The organism is Rhodocytophaga aerolata (assembly GCF_030503435.1).
Taxonomy (GTDB): domain Bacteria; phylum Bacteroidota; class Bacteroidia; order Cytophagales; family 172606-1; genus Rhodocytophaga; species Rhodocytophaga aerolata.
Genome location: NZ_JAUKPO010000005.1, coordinates 149,949 through 171,790, shown reverse-complemented (window position 1 = coordinate 171,790; position 21,842 = coordinate 149,949). Strand labels below are relative to the sequence as shown.

Here is a 21,842-nt window from a genome sequence, read left to right as displayed (position 1 = left end):
AGCCCCATTTTACAATGGGGCTTTTTGTTTGTTACTTGTTTATGTAGACAGTCATGCCTAAAATACTCTATGTTAAAGATTTCATTAAGTGGTTTACGTAAAAGCAGATAACTGTATGCTACGGAGTTTAATTGTTATTCTGATAGAGTGCAAATACAATTAAACTAAGGATAATAAGGTTTCAGTATAGGCGTTGGCTAACTTAAGTAAACCTTATCAAATGAAAAATAAGTAGGGCTAATTATTAAAAAGCATACCCGATAACCATCCCTAAACGGATATCTGCTTGCCAGCGGCGCTCAGAAAAGTAATAAGGATGATTTTTATCTAGTTGTGAGAGGGATTTTAATTTGACTTGTGGGTTGAAACCTGCCCCTGCGTACATATCTACAGTAAATCCTTTTCTTGCTATCCACTGCCGTCCTAGTAACAAGCCCACACCTATAGTTGAAATACGGGCTACTGCCGTGGTTTTCTCATTTTTATCTTCTTCCCGGTCTACTATATGCTGGTATTTCAGGTAGGGTGCGAGGTAGGTGCCCACCAATAAACTTTTTTCTTTAGATAGATACATTCTATATTCAGCTGTAATACTCAGGCGTTCTATACCATCTAATAAGGTGCTTCGCCCATAGTATATGCCAGCCTGTAAAGAGGTCAAATTAATGAAGGTGTGTTCATAACTCAAAGATGCAGATGTGGTAAGTAGACTTAATATGTTGGTTTTCAACACATGTTTTCTTTCGAACTCATTGTTCAAACTCGAATTGTTATTTTCTTCCGCCTGGGCTATACCTTCCTTGATGGGAAAAAAGGCTATCAGTAAATAAAGCAGAATTTTATTGTTCATAAAGGCAAACAGGAAACAATCAGAGGTACCAGTAAGCATTAATTGAATAGGCAATTGATAATGTACTTTTTCTATATTCTGCCAAAAATATTTATTAGGTATATCTAAATAGATAGTGGTGTGTGTTAACGAGCATTATCTTCAGAACGTTCATTTACAAAGCTTTCTAAATATTGATAGGCAGGCATAAGTTTGCCGCTATTAGTAATAGTTGCCCGTTCAATTACTTTTTCGTTGTCTGAAGATAGCATTAAGGGGAGAACACGGTCTATTAATTGTTGTCCAAAATAGGCAGAGGCATCATACGGCAATTCACAAGGCAAGTTATCAATGGCTACCACAGAAATTATATTTGCTCCTGAAAAGGGAGCTACTATCTGTTCGGTGAAAGGATCAAAATCATACACCGGATCGGGTATTGTTGTCGTTTTGACTGTACAGGGTACTGACCCATCAACATCACAAGAAATATCCGATACAACCCGGATATGGAAATCATTTTGTTTCATTTCCTGCTTAGTAAATAACCTGGGTGCCTGCGGATGCCAGAATGCAGATGTAATTAGTATATCTGCTTGCCGGGCAAACGGATAGAACAAGGAAACATAATTGTAAGGATGCTGATGAAAATCCTGACTATTCCAGGCTAATCCGTCTTTGTGCTGATGATAATCTTTGGACTGAAGTACAGTATAAACCGGATAATGGTAAGTCTCTTCAATAAAATTTTGCGGGGAAACTTCAGTGATCTGAAGTTCTTCCAGTACTTCTTGCACTCCCTTGCCAACCCGGCCGCTCCCAGTTACAGCAATTTTTATGGAGGGTAGCTGTATTTTTGCATATTCCTTTTTCATTTCCTCCATATTGGAACAAGCGTAAGCTCTTTTCAGTGTATATGCATTATATTTTTTGCCATAGGTCCAGAAGGCATTATATGCTCCTACAATCCCTGCATATCTGCCAAAAGCAATAATCCGCTGCCTATCTTGTGCATTATTTGTCAGGCATTCATAATCAATTAAGGTGATGTTTTTCTTTAAAATGGTTTGGAGTAAATGGCGGTTATACTTTTGTTTTTTTACGGTATGAGAAAAGAAAAAGTAAGTTTTGTTTTCAATCAACTGGCTAGTAGGTACTTCTTTTATACCAAATAATATATCGCAATGAGAGAGATCTTCTGTTACAGGTATGCCTGCTGCCCGATAGGCATCATCGGGTACACACCTGACGGAACTTGGTTGTATATACAACTGAAGCTGGGGAAAACGTTCGAGTACCTCTATACATTGATACGGTAATAGGGCTACTCTTTTATCTGGTGGTACTTTTCCTTCTCTAATAATTCCAATCTTCATAAGGATGATTAATGTATATTTTGTTCCGGAAGAAATATAAAACTACGGGTGATCGCTATATTAAATATATTTTAAGGTTGCGACTTGCTTTCTTTAAGAAAGAAATTTAAAATACAGCTGTAAAGAATTGTTGCATTTTATCTGCGTTTTAATAAACTCCGAAAAGTATGCCAAAAAAGCAGCCATTAAACGTGCAAATAAACTATCAATTCATTACCTAAACAAATAATTTCAAACAAGCATATGAACAAGCAGATACAATGGGGAATAATTGGTTGTGGAGATGTAACGGAAGTTAAAAGCGGACCTGCTTTTACTAAAATTGAGGGATCAAAATTGGTAGCTGTCATGCGACGAAATGGCGAAAAAGCACGGGATTATGCGATGCGGCATGGTGTACCTAAATGGTATGACGATGCAGCCAGCCTCATGGACGACCCAGATGTAAATGCAGTGTACATAGCTACGCCGCCAAGTTCGCATAGGGAATACACCATAATGGCTGCAGAAGCAGGAAAGCCTGTATATGTAGAAAAACCAATGGCCCTGAACTATCAGGAGTGTAAACAAATGATACGTGCCTGTGCTTCTCTGGAAGTGCCTTTGTTTGTGGCATACTATCGCAGGTGTTTACCCAATTTTGTAAAAATAAAAGAACTGCTGGATAATCAGGTGATTGGAGATTTGAGATTCGTGCATATGCAGTTGTACCTTCCTCCGTTGGCATCCACAGGTACAGATCTGCCATGGCGTGTAAATCCGGCTATTTCTGGAGGTGGGCTTTTTTATGATTTGGGTTCACATCAACTGGATTTATTGGATCATTTTTTTGGCCCCATTAGTTCGGCCAAAGGTCATGTAGCGAATCAGGCAGGATTGTATCCGGCAGAAGACATTGTTTGTGCAAGTTTGGCATTTAGCAATGGTATAGTAGGGACGGGGCTCTGGTGTTTCTCTGTTCCGCCAAAAGAGCAGCTAGATAAAGCAGAAATCATAGGAAGCAAAGGCAAAATTTCATTTTCTTTCTTTGATTTAAGCACTCCTGTAACTGTAGAAACTGAGAATGGAGCTCAGGTACTTTCGTTTACGATGCCTCAACATGTACAGCAACCGCTAATTCAAACTATTGTAGAAGAACTACAGGGAAAAGGTAAGTGTCCGAGTACTGGAAGTTCAGCGGCTCGTACCGCCAGGGTAATGGATGAAATTATGCAAGACTGGAAAAGCAGGAGCAATGGAAAGTAGTAGGTCTAGTAAGATCACTATCCTAATTAAAAGCAGAGATGGAATAAGTAATGGTATAATTCACCTGCTCGCACAGCAGCTAAATGTACCATTGTCAGAAGTATTGATATATTTTATTGACTTTTACTCACAATTAGCAGCCAGACATATCATAAGCAAAAGCCAATAATAGCAGTATTGAATTACGATTGTATGGCTGCTTTGCTGGTATCTAATTTTGGCCTGCCGGGGAAACGTTTGCTTAAATCATCATAAATAGCTCTGGCACCTGGTACATTCATCTTAGCTGCTTGTTTTACAGAGTTATAGTATGCCAGAGCAGCTATGTAAGCTTCACTGCCTGCCAGCATCATTGTATCTCCTAATCCTTCCCTTAGCTGATCAATCGGTCGAGCTAATTGAGTAAGTGTATATACCGCATCTATATCTATTTTTAGTTCTGGTATGCTCATATACGATGGAGCAAACTGAGGATTAGACTTTGCATAATCCAGTGTTTTTTCTACAAATGGCACAGTTTTATCGCTCATTTTAGGTAGTTGCTTTCTCTCCTCTGGCGTAAGAGCTATCAGATAAGGACGTAAAACACTTTCAATTATCTTAAATGCATCCAGCATTTTTTTCAGTTCGGCAGCAGGAATCTGAATGGATACAGCGTTTTCTTTTGGCATGCAGAAAAATAGTTAAGAGGATCAATTACTAATTATATTTTATTAGTAAATATATCAGGCTGCTTTCTAGCATTCGAAATGTTTTAAGAAAACTAAGTACTCTTGTAATTTTTTCAGCCAATATTACAAGCTCTGGTTGGTTACAATTCTAAAAAATAAAAAAGGAAGCTATACTTCTTCTGTCTGAAGTTGCTTTTCATAGAGTTCTTTATAAACTCCATTGTGTTCCAGCAATGTTTCGTGAGTGCCTTGTTCTACTATTTTTCCATCATCCAGTACAATAATCCGGTCTGCCAGTTTAGCAGACGATACCCGGTGTGAAATAATGATAGTTGTACGGTCTACCATGATCCTCTTTAAGCTGTTGAGAATGGCATTTTCTGTCTTTGTATCAACCGCAGAAAGAGAGTCGTCCATAATAAGGATACGCGGATCACGTACAATGGCTCTGGCAATAGATACGCGTTGTTTCTGGCCACCAGAAAGAGTAATTCCCCGTTCGCCTAGTTTCGTCTGGAAACCATCCGGAAAACGCATCACATTTTCATACAGATCGGCATCTTTCGCTGCCTGTATAATGCGTTCTTCAGGAAAGTTAGGCTCCAATCCAAAAATAATATTGTTACGGATGCTGTCAGAAAACAAAAATACATCTTGCGGAACATAGCCAATCTGGCGGCGGAGACTGGAAATCTGATAATCTTTAATTTCCTGCCCGTCTATTGTAATTTCACCGGAGGTCACATCATACATTCGGCAAAGTAAGTTAGCTACCGTACTTTTGCCTGAACCTGTTGTACCAAGGATGGCAATGGCTTCGCCACTATTTACCTCAAAAGAAACGTTTTGTAAGCCAACAATGCCCGAGTCGGGATATACAAACCTTACATTCTCAAACTGGATGGCTCCTTTTATTGGGCGGTCAATATTCTTTTCAGAAATAATATCGGTTTTGGTATTTAAAAATTCATTGATCCGTTCCTGCGAAGCCGCGGCCCGTTGTACCATACTGGTGGTCCAACCAAGGGAAGCTACCGGCCAGGTGAGCAGGTACACATACATAATAAATTCAGCAATATTGCCAGCAGATAAGGTGCCTGCAATTACTTCGCGGCCGCCAACAAATATGGTAAGTATAGTGCTTATACCTACCAGCGCCATGATTAATGGAAAAAACAAGGAATTTACAAACGTTAGCTTCAGCGATCTGTCTTTGTATTCATTGCTTTCGATAGTAAACTTTTCGGCAAAGCGTTTTTCTTGCACAAAAGATTTTAGTACCCGGATGCCTGAGAAAGCTTCCTGCACGAAGGTAGACAACCCGGATAAACTCCGCTGTATTTCTTCAGAACGTTTGTTAATTAGGGTATTAACGAAATAAATAGAAATGGAAAGAAATGGTAGCGGAAGTAGTACATATACTGTCAGCTTTACATTTACCGACAGCATATACGATATAACCAGTACAAAAAGCACCACCAAATTGAGTCCGTACATAATGGCAGGTCCTAAATACATCCGTACCCGGCTTACATCTTCAGAAATACGTGCCATCAGGTCGCCGGTGTTGTTTCTTCTGTAAAAGCTAAGAGGTAAAGATTGGTAATGCGTATAAATCTCATTTTTAAGGTCAAATTCAATTAAGCGGGACATAACAATAATGGTCTGCCGCATAAGAAAAAGAAAAAAACCTTTCAGCAAAGCCATTAATAGAATGACAACACCATAAAATAAAATACTCTTGGCAAACACCTGTACCAGTTCCTGCCTGGCTTCATAATTATCGTATAAGAAGTACAGGTCAATGGTTTCTTTTACCAGATCAAACGAATACCTGACTACCTGTGCAGGGACTATAGCAAAAATATTTGAAATGATAATAAACAAGGTACCTAACAACAGATGGTATTTATACTTTAGCAGGTACTTATTAAGATAGGCTAGGTGCTTCACAAACGATGCAATTAATATAAGTTAAATACGTGGTTGCCCAGATTAGAAGTCATTTGCCATTAATATGGGGCAAATACTTGTGGTTGCTATATAAAAGCATACATTTGCAAACTTTTTACAGCGATCTATTTCTTCAACCAGACAATGCTACAAAGGTAAACATTTAACGATTACCGAAAGTTTGTGAATACCGGGAATGAAATAATATTTATTGAAGATGGCTGTTATATGAATATAGCCTAAAACAAAATTTGGGGTCTTGCTTATCTTTGGGAACCAGTAGGGGAACATTCATGGTTCAGCAAAGGAAACATTTATTATTTAGAACGTTCTTTATCAAATTGTAATATGCTAAACAGGAGATTGCTGAGAATTAAGGTGATGCAGACTATTTATGCTTATAAACAGGCCGAACAGTCTGATTATCATTTAGCTCTTGATCTGATACAAAGCACTTTTGCCCCGGATTTGAACTCTATGCAGGCGCCAGATTACAAACGCCTGGAAGGGAACAAAAAAATGGCAGGGCTTCTTTTTGAAGAACATTTTCAGCGTCAACAACCTGTAAATGATGAAGATGCTACCGAAGAAGTGAATAAAGCAACTACCGAGGCTATAAATTATTACCATACGCAATTAACTAAAGACCGGCAATTTTTGGGTAAACAAATGGTATCAGCAGTAGAAAGGATATACGATACCTATTTGTGGCTGCTTATTTTACTAGTAGAGTTATCTGATTATGTGCAGCAACAGGAAGAAGAACGCATGCAACGAATACTTAAACCGCAGCCTGCAGCTGTCCGGGAGTTGAAATTCCGGGAAAATAAGGTAGCCGACTTACTGAGGAAAAATACTACCCTAGAAAAAGAAGTTGTTCGAAGAGGAATAGGGTGGGGGGCCGACCGTGAGTTTATTAAAAAAATCTATAGAGAGGTAATCAGCACGGATACTACCTATCAGCAATACCAACAACTAGACACAGCTGATTTTGAAGAAGATAAAAAAATAATACTTTATATACTCAAAAGTATTTTGTTTAAACATGAACTAGCTGTATCATTTTTTTCAGAAACAGATATTAGCTGGGCTGAAAATGCAGATATTTTAAAAGGCATGCTTACGAAAACAGTAAAAGCATTAGAAGTAAATAATACTGATTCGTTGCATTTATTAGAGTTGTCGCCGAATTGGGAAGATGACAAAGAATTTATGAAAGATTTGTATAAACATACGCTGGACAACGATGAGTCGTATGAACAAATTATTTCCGGAAAATCTAAAAACTGGGACATAGAGAGGTTAGCAATGCTAGACCGGATTATAATTAAAATGGCTATTGCTGAAATGCTTCATTTTCCGAGTATACCTGTGAAAGTAACTATTAATGAATACATAGAGTTATCAAAAGAATACAGTACACCCAAAAGCAAGCAATTTGTAAATGGTATACTGGATGCTGCAGTAGCTGAACTTACAGGTAAAGGTTTGTTAAAAAAGAGCGGGAGAGGGTTAATTGATAATAAGTAGGGTTTTGCAAAAAGTTCTTTCAAAGATGGTTTTACAATTGTAATTTTGGAAAAAATACATAGACAATTTAATTATTCATAATAATGAGGAGAATCACAGTCACCTTATTGGTTTTTTTAACTGGTGCTGCTACCGGAGCTTTTGTTGGCATTTTATATGCTCCTGAAAAAGGTGAAAGCACCCGGGATAGACTTAACTATCAACTAGGCAAGTACCGCGATAGATTGCGGGAATTAATTGATGAGTTAATGGAAGATAGACACGAGCCGGTGAATACTGCCAAATCTGAAGGGCAAAAAGTAATAAACGATGCTAAAGTGAAGGCTGAACGTTTGCTAGGCGATGTAGAAGATTTGATAGATCAGATCAAAGGAAAAAATATTAAATAACATCTTTGGTCAGAAGTTATAAAGGTAAGAGAATCAGTAAATTATTTTTTATCTTTAATTTGAGAAGCAACTAAACTGGAATGGTCATTGTTGCTAAGAAATAAAGTAATTAAATTTAATAATCCATAATTTAGATTAATTGGTTATACTCATGAAAAAGATTTTTGCACAAGCATTACTAGTAATAGTAACAACTGCAGCTATATATGGCTGCAATACTGAAGCCAAACGTGCTGACAATACGGAATCTCAAGTAACTGCAAATGTACAAACTACTAGCCAGACCGAAGGTAACGCAGCTACCCAAATTGCAGCTGCTGATGCACCTGCAATCACATTTGACGAAACTGCATGGGATTTTGGCACTATTCAAGAAGGAGATGTAGTAAAACATACGTACAGTTTTACCAATACAGGTAAGTCTCCATTGATTATACAGAATGCTACGGCTCAGTGTGGTTGTACTGTTCCCCAGTGGCCTCGTGAGCCAATTGCCCCAGGTCAGAAAGGTGAGATTCAGGTAGAATTTAACAGTAAGGGAAAAGCAGGGGTGCAATCTAAAAGTGTAACCATTACTGCCAATACACAACCTGAAATTAGCCAGGTAATGTTGAAAGGGGTTGTAGAGTCCGGGGTAGCAAGCATGAAAGGCCCTATGAAACAACAATAGATTTTACTACAGAAAATCAAATAGATAATTTTCTGTATGCTTTTATTTTATTAGTCGAACCACTGGTTTGATTTTCACTTTATATAAGTAAAAAAATATGTTAACATCTGTGCTATTACAAGCTGCCCAGCCAGGTTTCGATTATTCAAGTTTGATCTTGTTTGCTGCTATGGGTCTGGTTTTTTATTTTTTTATGATCAGGCCACAGCAAAAGAAGCAAAAAGAACAAAAGAAATTCAGAGAAGAGTTAAAGAAAGGCGACCTTGTGGTAACTATTGGAGGATTGCATGGCAGGGTTTATTCGGTGGATGCCGAAACCATTACCCTAGATGTAGACAAAGGAATTAAGCTGGTATTTGAAAAATCGGCTATTTCTCAAGAAGCATCTAAGAAGTACGAAGGCAATGCTAAAAAACCAGTACAGTTGCCTCAGCAAAGTTAAACTGAAAGAAAAGGAGTACTACTTGAAGAAAACTTCAAACATATTTAACTGGATCGTTGATTCCATAATAATTCGTAAAAGCAGTGATATAAAAGTGGTAGTTATGTGCCTGCTGGCAGCTACCACTTTTTGGTTTTTGAATGCGTTAAATAAAGATTATTCTACCAGAATTACATATCCTGTTCAATTTGAGTATGACGATTCAGTATACGTCCCTATCAATCCTTTGCCACAAAAGGTAAGACTCAATGTTTCTGGATATGGTTGGAATTTGTTAAAGAAAACATTACGGCTAAACTCACAAAACATCACTTATCGTATCAATAATCCTTTACGGACCAATTATATAACCGGTACTTCCTTAATGGTGCCTATCACGGAGCAGGTAAGGGATATTAAAGTGAATTATGTTGTTGAAGACACCATTTTTTTTAACTTCGACCGAATAGCTACCAGACAAGTTGCTTTAACTATTGATAGTAGTGCACTTAATTTAGCTAATGGATATCGAATTATTTCTCCTATTACTATCACTCCCAGAACAGTTAATTTCAAAGGACCTTCTACACTTTTAGAGGCATTACCAGATGCAATTTTATTAAACATTGCTAGTAAAGGTATTGATGAAGATGTGAATGAAAATCTTACAATCAATTATGCACAAAATCCCCTTATCCAATCGGATGTGAATATAGCGCAAGTAAGTTTTGCAGTAGCTCCTTTTGTAAAGGAAACTCAGTTAATATCTATTGCCAAGCTTGATTTTCCGAAAAAAGACAGCATCGTATTGGGAGATTATACCTTAGAAGTAAGCTACTGGTTGAGAAAGGACGAAGCAAATAAAGTGCGTCCAGAAGATTTTAGGTTAGTAGCAGATTTTAAAACATTCAATAAGTCAGACTCTACCGTAAAAATATTTTTGGAGCAAAAGCCTGCCTTTGTTTCCGATATCCGGGTAAATAAAGCTATAATCAAATTGCATTATGTGGAGGAAGAAGAATAATCCTTTACAGATTGGCATTACTGGTGGAATAGGTTCTGGCAAAAGTCTGGTGTGCCGGATTTTCAGTATTTTAGGTATTCTAATCTACGATGCTGATTCGCGGGCTAAGTTATTGTATATTCAAGATGATGACCTAAAGTCTCAGATAATCCAGAACTTTGGTAAGGAATCGTATACATCTGCAGGTCAGCTGAACCGGGGTTATTTAGCGAAACAAGTTTTTAACGATAGCCAGAAAGTTAGTCTATTAAATAGCCTGGTCCATCCGAAAGTAGGAAAAGACTACCAGGCCTGGGTTCAAAAAAACGATCAGTCTCCTTATCTTATAAAAGAAGCCGCTCTGTTATTCGAATCAGGTTCTTATCTCTCGTTGGATAAAATAATCACCGTATTTGCACCAGTAGATCTTCGTATAGAGAGGGTTGTCGCCCGTGACCAGCATCGCTCAGAAGTAGAGATCAGAGCAATTATTGCAAAACAAATAACAGAAGAGGAAAAAATAAATAAAGCAGATTATATTATTTATAATGACAATAAACAACTGTTGCTTCCACAAATACTCCGCTTACATCAAGAATTTTTACTTAATATATCTAGCAACGAAAATTAGCATACAGCTGAATTAAAATATATACGTTCCTACCTTTCGATTGCTTTAAAAGCCATATTTTCTATAAGTGTTGGCTGCCTCATTGACGAATAGCCGGCTCATCTTCATCGATTGCTAGCATTACCACAATTATGATGATCACTAAAATTTGAATCCCAAAGATACCAGCCATTATCTCTTTGTTCTTCATAATTATTTCCCAAATATTGGTAATAAACTCCTTCATCGTTCTAATCAAATATATTAAACACTTAAATCAATTATCCAGATAAAGCTTGAACGGACCAATAACTAAACTATTGCACCCTGCACGTGCATTTCAGAAAAAGCTAACTTCTTGTCAGGTATGTTTTTTCTGTGAGGTTAAGATATAATGTATTAGATATACTATCAAACTCTGTATCACAAATAAAATTGCTGCTATTTCAGAATATACAGCTATAACTACTATGGCTGCAACATAAAGTATCAGGCAGAGTAATGTTGTAAAGATATACATACCAGCTTTCATAATAGTAAATCAGTTAAATTGATTCTAGACTTTTATCAATAATCAAATCAGTAGTGGAAAATAAACAATACTGGTAAGATTTTAGCTAAATTTAGTATATTTATATAGCTGGGTGTGGCTGAGTAACCTTATTTAAGCTGGTAAAGTATAAATCTACTATAAAAAATATACAAATTCATGCAGCCCAAGAAAATTATATTATGTAACTTCGATACAGAAACATTTCTTTTGTTGTAAAATATATGAAATATCTTCTACTCCTTACGTTTGTATGTCTTGGTTTTACTGCATTTGCACAAACCTACCGAACCATAGATGCCCCCATCGGATTTTTAAGAGATGAACCAAAAGTAACCGCTACTATCTTAGTTAGATTGGAGGAAAAAACAAGAGTAAAAGTATTAGAAGAAATTAGCAGAGGCTGGTCCAAAGTAGAGTATATTGCTCAATCTAAAGTTCATGTAGGATACATTACCAACCACACGATGAGTGATGATGCTATTATCAGAAAAAAGAGAACAGTAGCAAAGTCAGAATAAATTTTTTAGGTAGTTGGTTTACTCTACCTCAATAAAAAGTAGGATGTTACAGTTTAAATAGTTGAATTAATAGCTGACTAAAAACTGGACAGGTTTTTGCTTACTTTGAGAGTATAACAGAAATAAATGTAAGGTTTGTTGCTTCTGTTAAATTTTACACAAAAATTAGTATAACGAGTTACCTTTTATTAGAGCAGAACATTAAAGATTATGAAGAACTCTATACAGCTTTTTGTATCTGCTTTGATACTTACTGCTTTCTGGTTTGTTGTATATTTCTTTGCTACCAATATATTAGCTATTTATCTTGCTTCAATATTTGCATTAATCAGTTTGGTGGTAGGATGTTTGATCCTTTTTAAGGGAGCGCTACTCATTACAGGGCAATCTAGGAATATACTCTATAAAATAGATAAACGTAAGTTTTCTCAGAAACAGTTATATAACACAATAAGTAAAACAGCATAAACTCGTTTTGCCTTAAAACAAAAAAGCTAATCAGGGGATTAGCTTTTTTGTTTTAAGACTGTATTGTAAAAGTATTTGTTATAATTGCAAGCCTGTTACCTGTTATAAGCAGGCTTGCATAACCCATTTAATTATCGGCAAATGCTTTAATTTTATCCATACTCATACGGTCCGTCAAACTTTCGGAATAATGCACTTCCTTTACGAATAAACCTTTGTCAACTAAAAACTCAGCAGGAATAGTATTAATCGATTCACCATCAGCCATTAAATGCATGGGCACTCCTAACGTTCTGGCTTTAAAGGCTGTTTGCACAAAAGTTGAAATATGGCTTATCGTGCTTTTTAATGCTGAGTTTTCCAGCCCATATGCTTCATAATGTTTCTTTTCCGGATCAGAAATAAGAGGAATTGGCGATACTTCATTGTGAAAACTACTGTTGAGCAATACTTTTTCTTTAGATTCAAAGAAAAAAATCATTTCTAATCCTTTTTGCTTCAACTCAGCAGATACTTTCGTTAACGAATGTACCCGGATGTTACAAAAAGGACATCCGGCATGTCTGAAAAAGCCTATAAAGACTTTTTTATCTGTATAATCATTGAGGTCAATTATCCTACCGTATATATCTTTTGCTCTGAAATGAGGAGCCTTTAAATCTTTATCCAGTTTCATAGTGCTGATTTTGCTTACTTATTATAGGTTGATAAAGATTACATACTAAAAGTAAATAGTACATGAGAAATAATTTCTGATAAGGCCAATTGAATGGATAGATACCAATAAACAGACTGTAGATTTTTACTTCCTAACACATAGATAAAAACTTACGGGTATTCATCGAACAAAAATCTGCAGGTAATAAAGAATTGTTTTCAGATAGGTGTAATTTTGAAGCTAATTCCAGTTGACCGATACACTTAAAACTGCTGTAATGCCTCAAAAGCCTGAGCAAGTACTGAACACTTTGAAAAGTGGCAAATTTGCACCCATTTATTTTTTGCAGGGGGACGAAACCTATTTTATTGATCTTATTTCGGATTTTATAGAGAAGCATGCCTTACCTGATCATGAAAAAGGGTTTAATCAGATAGTGTGTTATGGAAAAGATTTAAATGTAGGCACCTTACTCACACAAGCTCGTCGCTTTCCAATGATGGCGGAGAAGCAAGTGATTATTGTAAAGGAGGCTCAAGACATAGTAGATTTAGGGAGAGAAGAAGCACAAAAGTTATTGGAATCTTATGTAGAAAAACCTTTGCCATCAACTATTCTGGTACTCAACCATAAGCATAAAACACTCGATGGAAGAAAGTCTCTGGCGAAAACATTGGATAAGAGTGCAGTCTTTATAGATTCGAAGAAGCTCTATGATAATAAAATTCCTGAATGGATTACCTCATATCTGAAAGAGAAAGGTTTTGCTATACATCCTGCCGCTACTCAGATGTTGGCAGATTATATTGGGAATGACTTAAGCCGCCTAAGCAATGAGATTGATAAACTGCTGATTAACTGCAAAGATAAAAAAGAAATTACGGCAGACCTGGTACAGCAGTATGTAGGGATTAGTAAAGAGTACAATATGTTTGAGCTCCAAAAAGCACTTACCAATAAAGACATTGTAAAAGCCAATCAAATTATACTCTATTTTGAAGCAAATGCTAAGAGCAATCCAGTAATTGTAATCATTGCTACGTTGTTCACTTTCTTCTGTAAGCTACTCGTATCTCATGAAAGCAGCGATAAATCTGAAGCAGGGTTAGCAAAAACCTTAGGGGTTAATCCATTTTTCGTGAAAGAATATCAGCAGGCAATGCGGGTATACCCATTAATGAAAATTATTCACATCATACATTATCTGCGGATAGCTGATTTGCAGGCCAAGGGAGTCGATTCTGGTCAAATGACTGAGGGACAAATCTTAAAAGAATTGATTTATAAAATACTTCACTAATAGCACATATGTATTAGCGTAAAATGTAAATTTTGCCAAAATCCTTTTTAAATCCTTTATCTGCAGCTGTTTGTCTGCGTTCTACTGTTTGGCCATTGGTCTTAACAGTAACTCTGTACAGGTATACCCCATTAGCGAGTTTATCTCCAAACTCATCGGTACCATCCCAGGCAAAAGTACTTATATTGTTACCTATGCGGATAGGACCTAATTCATCCTGAGTAATTTCCCGGACCACCTTTCCTGTAACGGTCATTATCTGAATCTTAATCTGATTAGGTATTTCACTACCTGTTAAGGTAAACACAAATCTGGTATTGCTGGAGAACGGATTAGGATATGGATAAAAATGAGTAATTTTTGACTCGTTTACTACCTCAAAACTGATTCTGTACGGTTGTACTCCGGAGATGTTACCGCTGACATCACTTCCTTGTACTTGCAACGTATACACACCATCCTGGAGATTCTTTGGATTGTATTCTATCCTGAAATCATTGCTTTCTGCACTAGCGCTTGTCCACCGCAGATCAGCCTGCCCAAAGTTTACCCGTTCAAATGTACAGCCTTCACAGGGTTTCTTCAATAAAAGCTCCATACCCACGGTATCTTTCCGGATCAATACTTTATTTTCATCTTTTAAAGAGATAGTAATAAGTGGACTTGGTGAAACAATATCTCCATCCATAATACGTACACCATCAAAAGCTACATCTAAAACCGGGTGAATATTGTCGCGGTTAACTTTAAAAGGAACTTCAAATATATTGTTTGCATAGTTTTGCTCGGCTTGTATGCGTGGGTTTACATAAACCTGCAGTACATTATTACCCATTGCTCCACCGGTTTTTACCGGAACACTAAACCGGATAGTATCTCCGGCAGCTAGCTTGGCTATTTTAAAAGTTGTTACCGTTCTTTTACGGGTATCTGTATTGTACAAAGTATATTGTACGTCTAAGGAGTCTTCAAAATTTCTATTGGATATATTCTGAAATATAAAGTCAAGGTTGAAGTTTTCTCCTTCTTGCTTGTTAGGTATCTTATACATATCAGCGCTAACCAAGCCAGGGTTAATTACTCCTTCAGGCACGCCAGAATAGATTACCTGCCACTTATTAAGCTGAGGTGGCGTTAAGTTGGTTGTATCTTTCACTGTGAGCTTAAGCCGCATATAGGGATACTGTTTCGCATCTGCAAAATCCAAAGGAAAGTTATCAGAAGGTATAGCAGCGTAAAGTACTTTTTCGTTGCCTTGAAGCGAAATTCCCACTACATCCAGTTGCCATTCATCATGGGAATTAACTTCGCTGTTTAGCACAGTCCGGTATAAAGTGCCCCAGTCGCTGGCAGGCCCAATCAGGGAAGAGGTAATGGTACCGTTGTCAGCGCGTCCGGTAATTGTCTGTTTCAAAGCAATGGTTTGTACAGCTGGGTCTACTCCAGGTGAATAATCTGCTAACACTTCTAATGCTGTACCGGGAGTAGCACCTTTTCTACCTTGGATAATATACGGATGTCCGGTTTGTAAGAGGGCTATTTTTGCAGGATCAGCTCCGATTTCTTCTAGCTTTGCTTTCATAGCTGGTGTCCAGCTGCTGAAATTAATGCTTCCTGAGGTGAATAATAGTACATAATCCCCGGCAGGTATGGCATCAATATAAGTAATCAATCCATCGGCACTGAGGTACCCGTTACTCATGTAATTGCTTACAAAAGCATCCGTTCCGGTAGGCGTTTCGCACCGGAGGCCGGGAATCAGGCTATACGGAACGGTTGTTACTTTATCGAATGTAACACCAATAAGTGTATTTGGCATACAATTGCGGCGTACTACATCTGTTGAATTATTCAGAGAAAGTTTTATTGTAGAAGTAGCATCCGGATAGTTTACGCCACTTGTCCGCACATCCAGCAACGTATTTACTTCTTTAAATTCCCATGTTTCAGTACTAGTATTTCTGTTCACCTGTACAGGTTTGCTTTTAGAAAATTGTGGAAAGCGGCTCTGTGACCATCCCTCAGGACTATTGTTAATATAAATAAATGAGCTTTCAGCCCAGGAATTATTAGCATCAGCAGGCATGTCGGCAAAACGTATGCGCCAGTAATAAACCGTACTATCGTGCTGAACACTATTGCTTAGTAGATCAGTTTTCCAGGTGGGCAAAGTACCGGCCGTAATGGTCGCCGTTTTTTTAACGGGACTAGTAAAGGTATGTACGGTATCCAGTTCAAATACATATTGCCTGTTCTCGGTACTGGTCAAGGTAGTTTGCGCAATGAAAGTGACAGGCTGCTGATTTACAATACTGTACTCTTTGGGGTATAAAGGAATGGCTCCAACAGAAGGCATAAAGTATTCCAGTACGCCAGTATTATTATTCTCATTTAATTCAGCTATGCTATTCCCCACATCTAGTATCACTTCAAACCTGTTGTTGCCACCAGCATTAAAATTCTGCGAACGTATGGTATAAAACAGGGTATCCTGATAAAAAACTGGTGGAAAAAATACTGTATCAAGTTGTTCTACAATGCCCTCGCTAGTCGTACGGCGAACGGTTACAGGAATAGAGCTATTACTCACTCTGCCAAAATTAGAAGTAATTATACCAATCTGGAATGAGTCGCTTACCGCTGTAATAGGACTATTGTCGAACGAACGTAAAAATAATTGATCATCGTTTGTATAATAATCTGGTTTATCTGTTCCTAACAAACTAAGGGAGGGATCGCCTTGCAACGTAAATTGCTGTGCATGAGATAATTCAATAAAATTAGTAGTATTGCTCCCCACGAAGCGGCGAATAACCTCTTTCTGAATATTGCCAATAGGCTTCCCAACATACAAACTATCACTAAAAGCTGTTCTATAAAACCATTCGGTATACCGGCGTAGAGGAGTAACATAGCCTAAGGCACTGTGGGCTAGAAATAAAACGGCTCCTTTGTCTTTGGCTAATATCCAGTCTTCCCCAAAGCTTAAATTGTTGGAGTCATAGAAAATATCTCCTGCTTCACAACCGTTTACCAGAATCATCGGATACTTTCCTTTGTTGCGGTAGCCTTGCAACGGGTCAGATACATACCCAATTTCAATATCGGTGAAACCGATGGAAGAGTGCCCAAAGAAGGTGATTAGTGAAGTTCCTTTATTTACCTGGTCAGCGATGTTAATGAGCTCCACGGCATTGTCACTTCTTTTCGAAAAAGTAGCTACTTTGCCTCCCAGATAAGTGCCTTCTGCCATCCGCTTAAAATCATCCACAAACAAGCGGAATGCCCGAAGTTCTGCCAGATTTTTACCGCCGCTCAGGTGTACCAGATTTTTCCTCCACAAAGCATCTGCCGGAGTAGCTTCATGTTCAATTACCTTATTTAAATAATTAATAATCTGTTCGGGGGTAGTAACATTAATCCGACCTGTAGGAATGGAAGGTACATACGGATTACCAGTTAGCCCGGCAGTTAGATGAATGTCGGAACCAGGATAACCGGCCGTAGGTACAAAATTGCGGGTAGGATAATTAGGATTTCGTGTATGGTTAAAATCTCCGGAAGAAAGGGGTAAGAGGGCAAATGGGTATTGTGACCGGCCAATGAGAAAAAGAAACTTCGGATTACCATTGGTTAATAAAAAATCAGCGAAGCGGCGGATAGCTAGGGGGCTAGGCTCACCATAGCTATATTGGTTATAGAGTAAGTTTACATCCACTACCAAAGTATCATACCGGCCACCAGCTGTTGAGGCCCGGTAACTGGCATAAGCTTTTACAGCATCCGGGTAGCCTCCGGCTGGTTTCATTAATTTGTTATGGCTAATAATAATGTAGGTATGATTAGCTGCATTTATATTTCTAAAACCTACTTTGTTTATTCGGCCAACAGGCAGAAAGTTTGTATTTGCAAAAAGCTTTCGTCCATTGGCCGTATTGGGTACAATGGCTGTTAATTTCCCGGCTGATGTATTTGTTCCAATTCTTTTTACGGTGTGTTTGTCAGTAATATCATAAAGCAGTGTACCTGTCGCCGGATTAGCAATTTCAATAAATGATTTGTTTGTGGCTTTCTTTTCCAAAGTCAGGTATTTCTGGGGGCTACTGCCAGCATCTATGGTTTGCGGGTATATCAGCCGGATATATGAAACCGAAACGGCATCCCGGTTGTTGTCATTGGTTCCGTTACTTCTAATCCGGATAACTGCTTGTCCGCTAGTAAAATCAGTAGGCTCAACTGTAGCCGTAAACAGGTATTTGTTATTATACTGGAATTGAACGCTGCCCAACGACCGCAGGCTTGCGGAGGAATTTCCAATAAAAATTTCCGAATTGTGGTTCCATTTACTTCGGCCAATCAATAAGACTTCTATGGTAGGTTTCGCAGCAGTTGTAGCTATATTTTGAATACCTGTTAAGGTATAGTCTTTGCTCTGGAATTTCTCGATTAACTCACCTGTCCAGCCTTCACCGTAGTCATACTGGCTCATTTGCACATACAGATCGGTGCCTCTTTCGTAGGTTTGTCCACTAGCGAATTGGTCGGATAGTAAAAGCAGTTTTTCGTCCCAGTGATAGGTTTCAGAAGTTATATTGCTGACATTTGCCTCATATACAGATTCCATTCTTTTACCAAAGCCATTGTCTAAGCGCCAGCTAAGAAAATAAGAAGCTGTATCAGAATACAGGCTTAAGTATTTATGAGGTTGCGCCGAACTAGGCAGATAGAGAAGGGAATCCAGGGTACCATCATTGCCTTCTCCATAAAACTCAATAAAATCATTTGGATGAAAAATAGCATCTGCTTCGCCATTAATAGAAATGGCCTGCTCTGTTCCATGATAATATACCTGTATCCGTCTTGGATCTACCCGGTCAACGGGAACACCTGCATTGGAGAGGTCTGAATAAGTAATGCGGTGTATACCTTTCTGGGTAATAGGAATTTTATAGTATTGTTGATTGTAATTTATCCACTCATTACCAAATCGTTGCGCCACTACTGTAGCCGTAGTAAAGAGAATTAATAGAGAAATTAGTCCGCTGAATTTCACGAATGGATAGGCAGTTTGGTGAAGTGGTTTTAGTAACCTTTTCTTCTTTGTAAAAGACGAATTACCAAGCATAGCCAATCCATTTCTCCATACATACACAGGAAAAGTTAGTAATAAAACAGAAAGCTTATATAGGTAGAATAACAGATGAGTCATAAAGGGATACTCATTTTATTTAAAGCTGGCTTTTACAGAAAATACATGCGAATACAATGCTTCTGCCCGGTCGCCAATGTCGGTGAGTGCATAGTCAATGGTAAATTTATTCACCCGGAAACCCACACCAAAGTCAGGCTGAAGGGTGGTATGATAAGTGGAATCGAAGTCTTTAATACGCTGTACATTGCCAGCTCCCATTCTGAGAAACACCAGCTTCTCGTAATTGACTTCCAGACCAATATGTGGATCAATAGAAATAGTGCCAGAGCGGACAAGCACATTGCGCATACCATCGAATGTAACATCCAGGTCGGCAGTGGCTAAAATACCAACTTTGTCTTTAATGGTAAAAGATCTGGCAACTCCTGCAATCAATTTAGGTAACGTTACTTCTATAGAGTTCTGGGGTATTTCATTGCCTGTTTTAACATAAGTATCATACACCAGCGTTGTATTATGCGACCAGGCATTGAAAGTACTGGTAATATCGCGGGCCATGATACCAAACCGCCAGTTTTTCCTTTCCAGTTGAGCGCCGGCATCCAACCCGAATCCCCAGGCATTTGCAAAGCTCCCGACATTCCGGTGAATTACCTTAAAATTGGCTCCTGCTTTCAGACCTTTAATAAATGGCAGACGTCTGGCATAGGAGAAGATAAAGGCATAATCGGCGGCTGAGAAAAACGTAATATTGTCGTAATTAATGGCTCCATTGGCGTCATATAAAAACCGGGTATCCGGAATATCATCTACCCCAAAGCGAATGACCGAAACGGCTATATGACTTAGCGAATCTACTGGCGTAGCAAAAGCGGCATAATCGTATTTAGCGATACCAGCAAAATATTCAGAGTGCATCAAAGAAAACTCATATTTATTTTTAATATCCAGCAAGCCAGCCGGGTTCCAATATCCAGCTGTTACATCATTAGCCAGTGCCACTTGCGTGCGCGACATCCCTAATGCTCTGGCGCCTACCCCGATTGATAAAAACTCATTACTATACTTTGGTGCACGGGTTTGTCCGGTAACAAAACCTGGTAGCAAGCAGGTAAGCAGACAAAATAAAATAGTAAATCTCATGAGTTGATTACTTGTGCAGAATTTGTAAAAATAACCATAAATACACCCCATGCAAAAGTATATTTCCGGATTAAAATGAAGTAAGTAATAAATTGATCAAGTATGTAGTAAATTCTATACGTCTCATAAGCCGACTTGAAAACCCATGAACAGCTCCTCAACCATAGATATTTGTTCATGGCTTATTCTTTCAAGTAGACAATCACACCAGCAATACTAATATTTCCTGCCACTCTTGCATACGTATCACCATTGGAATAGCATTTTTAACCATTTACAAAAAAGGGAACAAAAATCTCATAAGGTACCTTGCTTTGCATAGTACCTTTTACTACCTTTGTATTGTTCAATAAACTTAAGAAACTATGAAGAATGTACATACATATCTGTTTGCTACTGTTTTGTCTTTGTGCTGTATAAGTACAGGTTATAGTCAAGCAAGCATTGCTAAAGAAACCAAAATATTAGAGCAGCAACTGAATGTATTTAGTGCAGCTAATAAAAAGCAGGGCGGTCAGGAGAAGTTTGAGTTTGATGGATGTAGTTGCAAATACACAAATAGGAGTTCAAACAGCGATGGATTTTCGATGAGCAAAAGCAATGAGTTCGAACTGAAAGAAGTATCATCCATCAACTACGCAAAGAATGACAATAATACCTATGAATTAAGGATAAAACTGAAAACAGACGACAATCCAGTAACTCAATTAGTAGATCTTTCTTCCATAACTATTAACCTAAATACATCAGACGAAAAGCAGGTACAAGATATTTCTAATAGATTTAAGAAGGCTGTAAAAGCTTGCGGAAGCAACTAAGGAGTATAGCCTCTGTTAACAGTCCTCAGATAGAATTACTCATACAGAAAAGAGATTGCTATCAATAGAATGGACTGTCAGATACTCAAAAGATCAACGTATATGAATGTAGAGAACACACAGGTGCAAATGCGAAAAGGAATTTTAGAGTTTTGCATACTGCATATAATATCAAGAGGTGAAGTGTATGCTTCAGATATGCTGGAAGAATTAACAGCTGCTAAAATAATGGTTGTAGAAGGCACCCTATATCCGCTGCTTACCAGATTAAAAAACGCAGGACTGGTAGAATATAAATGGGTAGAATCTACCTCCGGGCCACCCCGCAAATACTATACACTTACCCAGGCAGGAGCCGAGTTTCTGGCGAGCCTGCAGCTAACATGGACCGAACTGGTGACTTCTACTACGCAAATAATGAAAAATAATGGCGGAAACCCTGCCGGTAATGGAAGTATAAATACCACTGTCGCGGAAATTCATCCTAAACGGCAAGAAGGTTAAGTACAGAAGAATTTATCATTAAAAACAATTT

Annotated in this window: 18 protein-coding genes; 11 read left to right on the top strand and 7 right to left on the bottom strand. The window is 38.0% G+C overall.

Annotation, left to right across the window (positions count from 1 at the left end; genetic code table 11):
* Positions 1-244: 244 nt before the first annotated feature.
* Both Q0590_RS11295 and Q0590_RS11290 read right to left on the bottom strand, forming a co-directional pair.
* Complete coding sequence (locus Q0590_RS11295) at positions 245-850, bottom strand: DUF3575 domain-containing protein (RefSeq protein WP_302037646.1); 606 nt, start codon at positions 848-850, stop codon at positions 245-247.
* Positions 851-975: 125 nt separating this feature from the next.
* On the bottom strand, positions 976-2,205 hold the full coding sequence (locus tag Q0590_RS11290; protein WP_302037645.1) for an NAD(P)-dependent oxidoreductase: 1,230 nt from the start codon (positions 2,203-2,205) through the stop codon (positions 976-978).
* A gap of 243 nt (positions 2,206-2,448) precedes the next feature.
* On the opposite strand from Q0590_RS11290, the gene Q0590_RS11285 reads away from it, so the two are divergent.
* Complete coding sequence (locus Q0590_RS11285; RefSeq protein ID WP_302037644.1) at positions 2,449-3,450, top strand: Gfo/Idh/MocA family protein; 1,002 nt, start codon at positions 2,449-2,451, stop codon at positions 3,448-3,450.
* Between the two features lie 182 nt (positions 3,451-3,632).
* On the opposite strand, the gene Q0590_RS11280 is transcribed toward Q0590_RS11285, so the two are convergent.
* Positions 3,633-4,121: a hypothetical protein gene (locus Q0590_RS11280; RefSeq protein ID WP_302037643.1), complete on the bottom strand. Its 489-nt coding sequence runs from the start codon at positions 4,119-4,121 to the stop codon at positions 3,633-3,635.
* 168 nt (positions 4,122-4,289) lie between these two features.
* Positions 4,290-6,074, bottom strand: a complete 1,785-nt coding sequence (locus Q0590_RS11275; RefSeq protein ID WP_302037642.1) for an ABC transporter ATP-binding protein — start codon at positions 6,072-6,074, stop codon at positions 4,290-4,292.
* 348 nt (positions 6,075-6,422) lie between these two features.
* Between Q0590_RS11275 and nusB the strand changes: the two genes are divergently transcribed.
* The 7 genes from nusB to Q0590_RS11240 all read left to right on the top strand — a co-directional run bounded on the left by nusB (position 6,423) and on the right by Q0590_RS11240 (position 11,768).
* Entirely contained in the window at positions 6,423-7,604 is a 1,182-nt protein-coding gene (gene nusB / locus Q0590_RS11270) for a transcription antitermination factor NusB (RefSeq protein ID WP_302037641.1), read from the top strand.
* 83 nt (positions 7,605-7,687) lie between these two features.
* Complete coding sequence (locus Q0590_RS11265; protein ID WP_302037640.1) at positions 7,688-7,993, top strand: YtxH domain-containing protein; 306 nt, start codon at positions 7,688-7,690, stop codon at positions 7,991-7,993.
* A 151-nt stretch (positions 7,994-8,144) separates the two neighbouring features.
* Positions 8,145-8,663 carry a DUF1573 domain-containing protein gene (locus Q0590_RS11260; RefSeq protein WP_302037639.1) on the top strand — a complete coding sequence of 173 codons (519 nt, stop codon included), beginning with the start codon at positions 8,145-8,147 and terminating at the stop codon, positions 8,661-8,663.
* A 97-nt stretch (positions 8,664-8,760) separates the two neighbouring features.
* Positions 8,761-9,105 carry a preprotein translocase subunit YajC gene (gene yajC, locus Q0590_RS11255; RefSeq protein ID WP_302037638.1) on the top strand — a complete coding sequence of 115 codons (345 nt, stop codon included), beginning with the start codon at positions 8,761-8,763 and terminating at the stop codon, positions 9,103-9,105.
* 22 nt (positions 9,106-9,127) lie between these two features.
* Entirely contained in the window at positions 9,128-10,108 is a 981-nt protein-coding gene (locus Q0590_RS11250; protein ID WP_302037637.1) for a YbbR-like domain-containing protein, read from the top strand.
* Complete coding sequence (coaE, locus tag Q0590_RS11245; RefSeq protein WP_302037636.1) at positions 10,089-10,718, top strand: dephospho-CoA kinase; 630 nt, start codon at positions 10,089-10,091, stop codon at positions 10,716-10,718. The genes Q0590_RS11250 and coaE overlap by 20 nt, the downstream gene beginning before the upstream one ends.
* A gap of 753 nt (positions 10,719-11,471) precedes the next feature.
* Complete coding sequence (locus tag Q0590_RS11240; RefSeq protein ID WP_302037635.1) at positions 11,472-11,768, top strand: SH3 domain-containing protein; 297 nt, start codon at positions 11,472-11,474, stop codon at positions 11,766-11,768.
* 595 nt (positions 11,769-12,363) lie between these two features.
* Here Q0590_RS11240 and Q0590_RS11235 read toward each other — a convergent pair.
* Entirely contained in the window at positions 12,364-12,912 is a 549-nt protein-coding gene (locus Q0590_RS11235; RefSeq protein ID WP_302037634.1) for a redoxin domain-containing protein, read from the bottom strand.
* A 259-nt stretch (positions 12,913-13,171) separates the two neighbouring features.
* Between Q0590_RS11235 and holA the strand changes: the two genes are divergently transcribed.
* Positions 13,172-14,194 (top strand): DNA polymerase III subunit delta, encoded by a 1,023-nt coding sequence (gene holA / locus Q0590_RS11230; RefSeq protein ID WP_302037633.1) that lies wholly within the window; start codon positions 13,172-13,174, stop codon positions 14,192-14,194.
* Between the two features lie 13 nt (positions 14,195-14,207).
* Here the strand turns inward: holA and porU2 are convergent, their stop codons facing one another.
* Together porU2 and Q0590_RS11220 are read right to left on the bottom strand one after the other, a co-directional pair.
* Positions 14,208-19,403 (bottom strand): putative type IX secretion system sortase PorU2, encoded by a 5,196-nt coding sequence (gene porU2 / locus Q0590_RS11225; protein ID WP_302037632.1) that lies wholly within the window; start codon positions 19,401-19,403, stop codon positions 14,208-14,210.
* A 15-nt stretch (positions 19,404-19,418) separates the two neighbouring features.
* Positions 19,419-20,489: a putative type IX sorting system protein PorV2 gene (locus tag Q0590_RS11220; RefSeq protein ID WP_302037631.1), complete on the bottom strand. Its 1,071-nt coding sequence runs from the start codon at positions 20,487-20,489 to the stop codon at positions 19,419-19,421.
* A 365-nt stretch (positions 20,490-20,854) separates the two neighbouring features.
* Between Q0590_RS11220 and Q0590_RS11215 the strand changes: the two genes are divergently transcribed.
* Positions 20,855-21,307 (top strand): helix-turn-helix domain-containing protein, encoded by a 453-nt coding sequence (locus Q0590_RS11215; RefSeq protein WP_302037630.1) that lies wholly within the window; start codon positions 20,855-20,857, stop codon positions 21,305-21,307.
* 102 nt (positions 21,308-21,409) lie between these two features.
* Positions 21,410-21,811, top strand: coding sequence for a PadR family transcriptional regulator (locus Q0590_RS11210; RefSeq protein WP_302037629.1), 402 nt, complete (start codon positions 21,410-21,412; stop codon positions 21,809-21,811).
* Positions 21,812-21,842 lie beyond the last annotated feature (31 nt).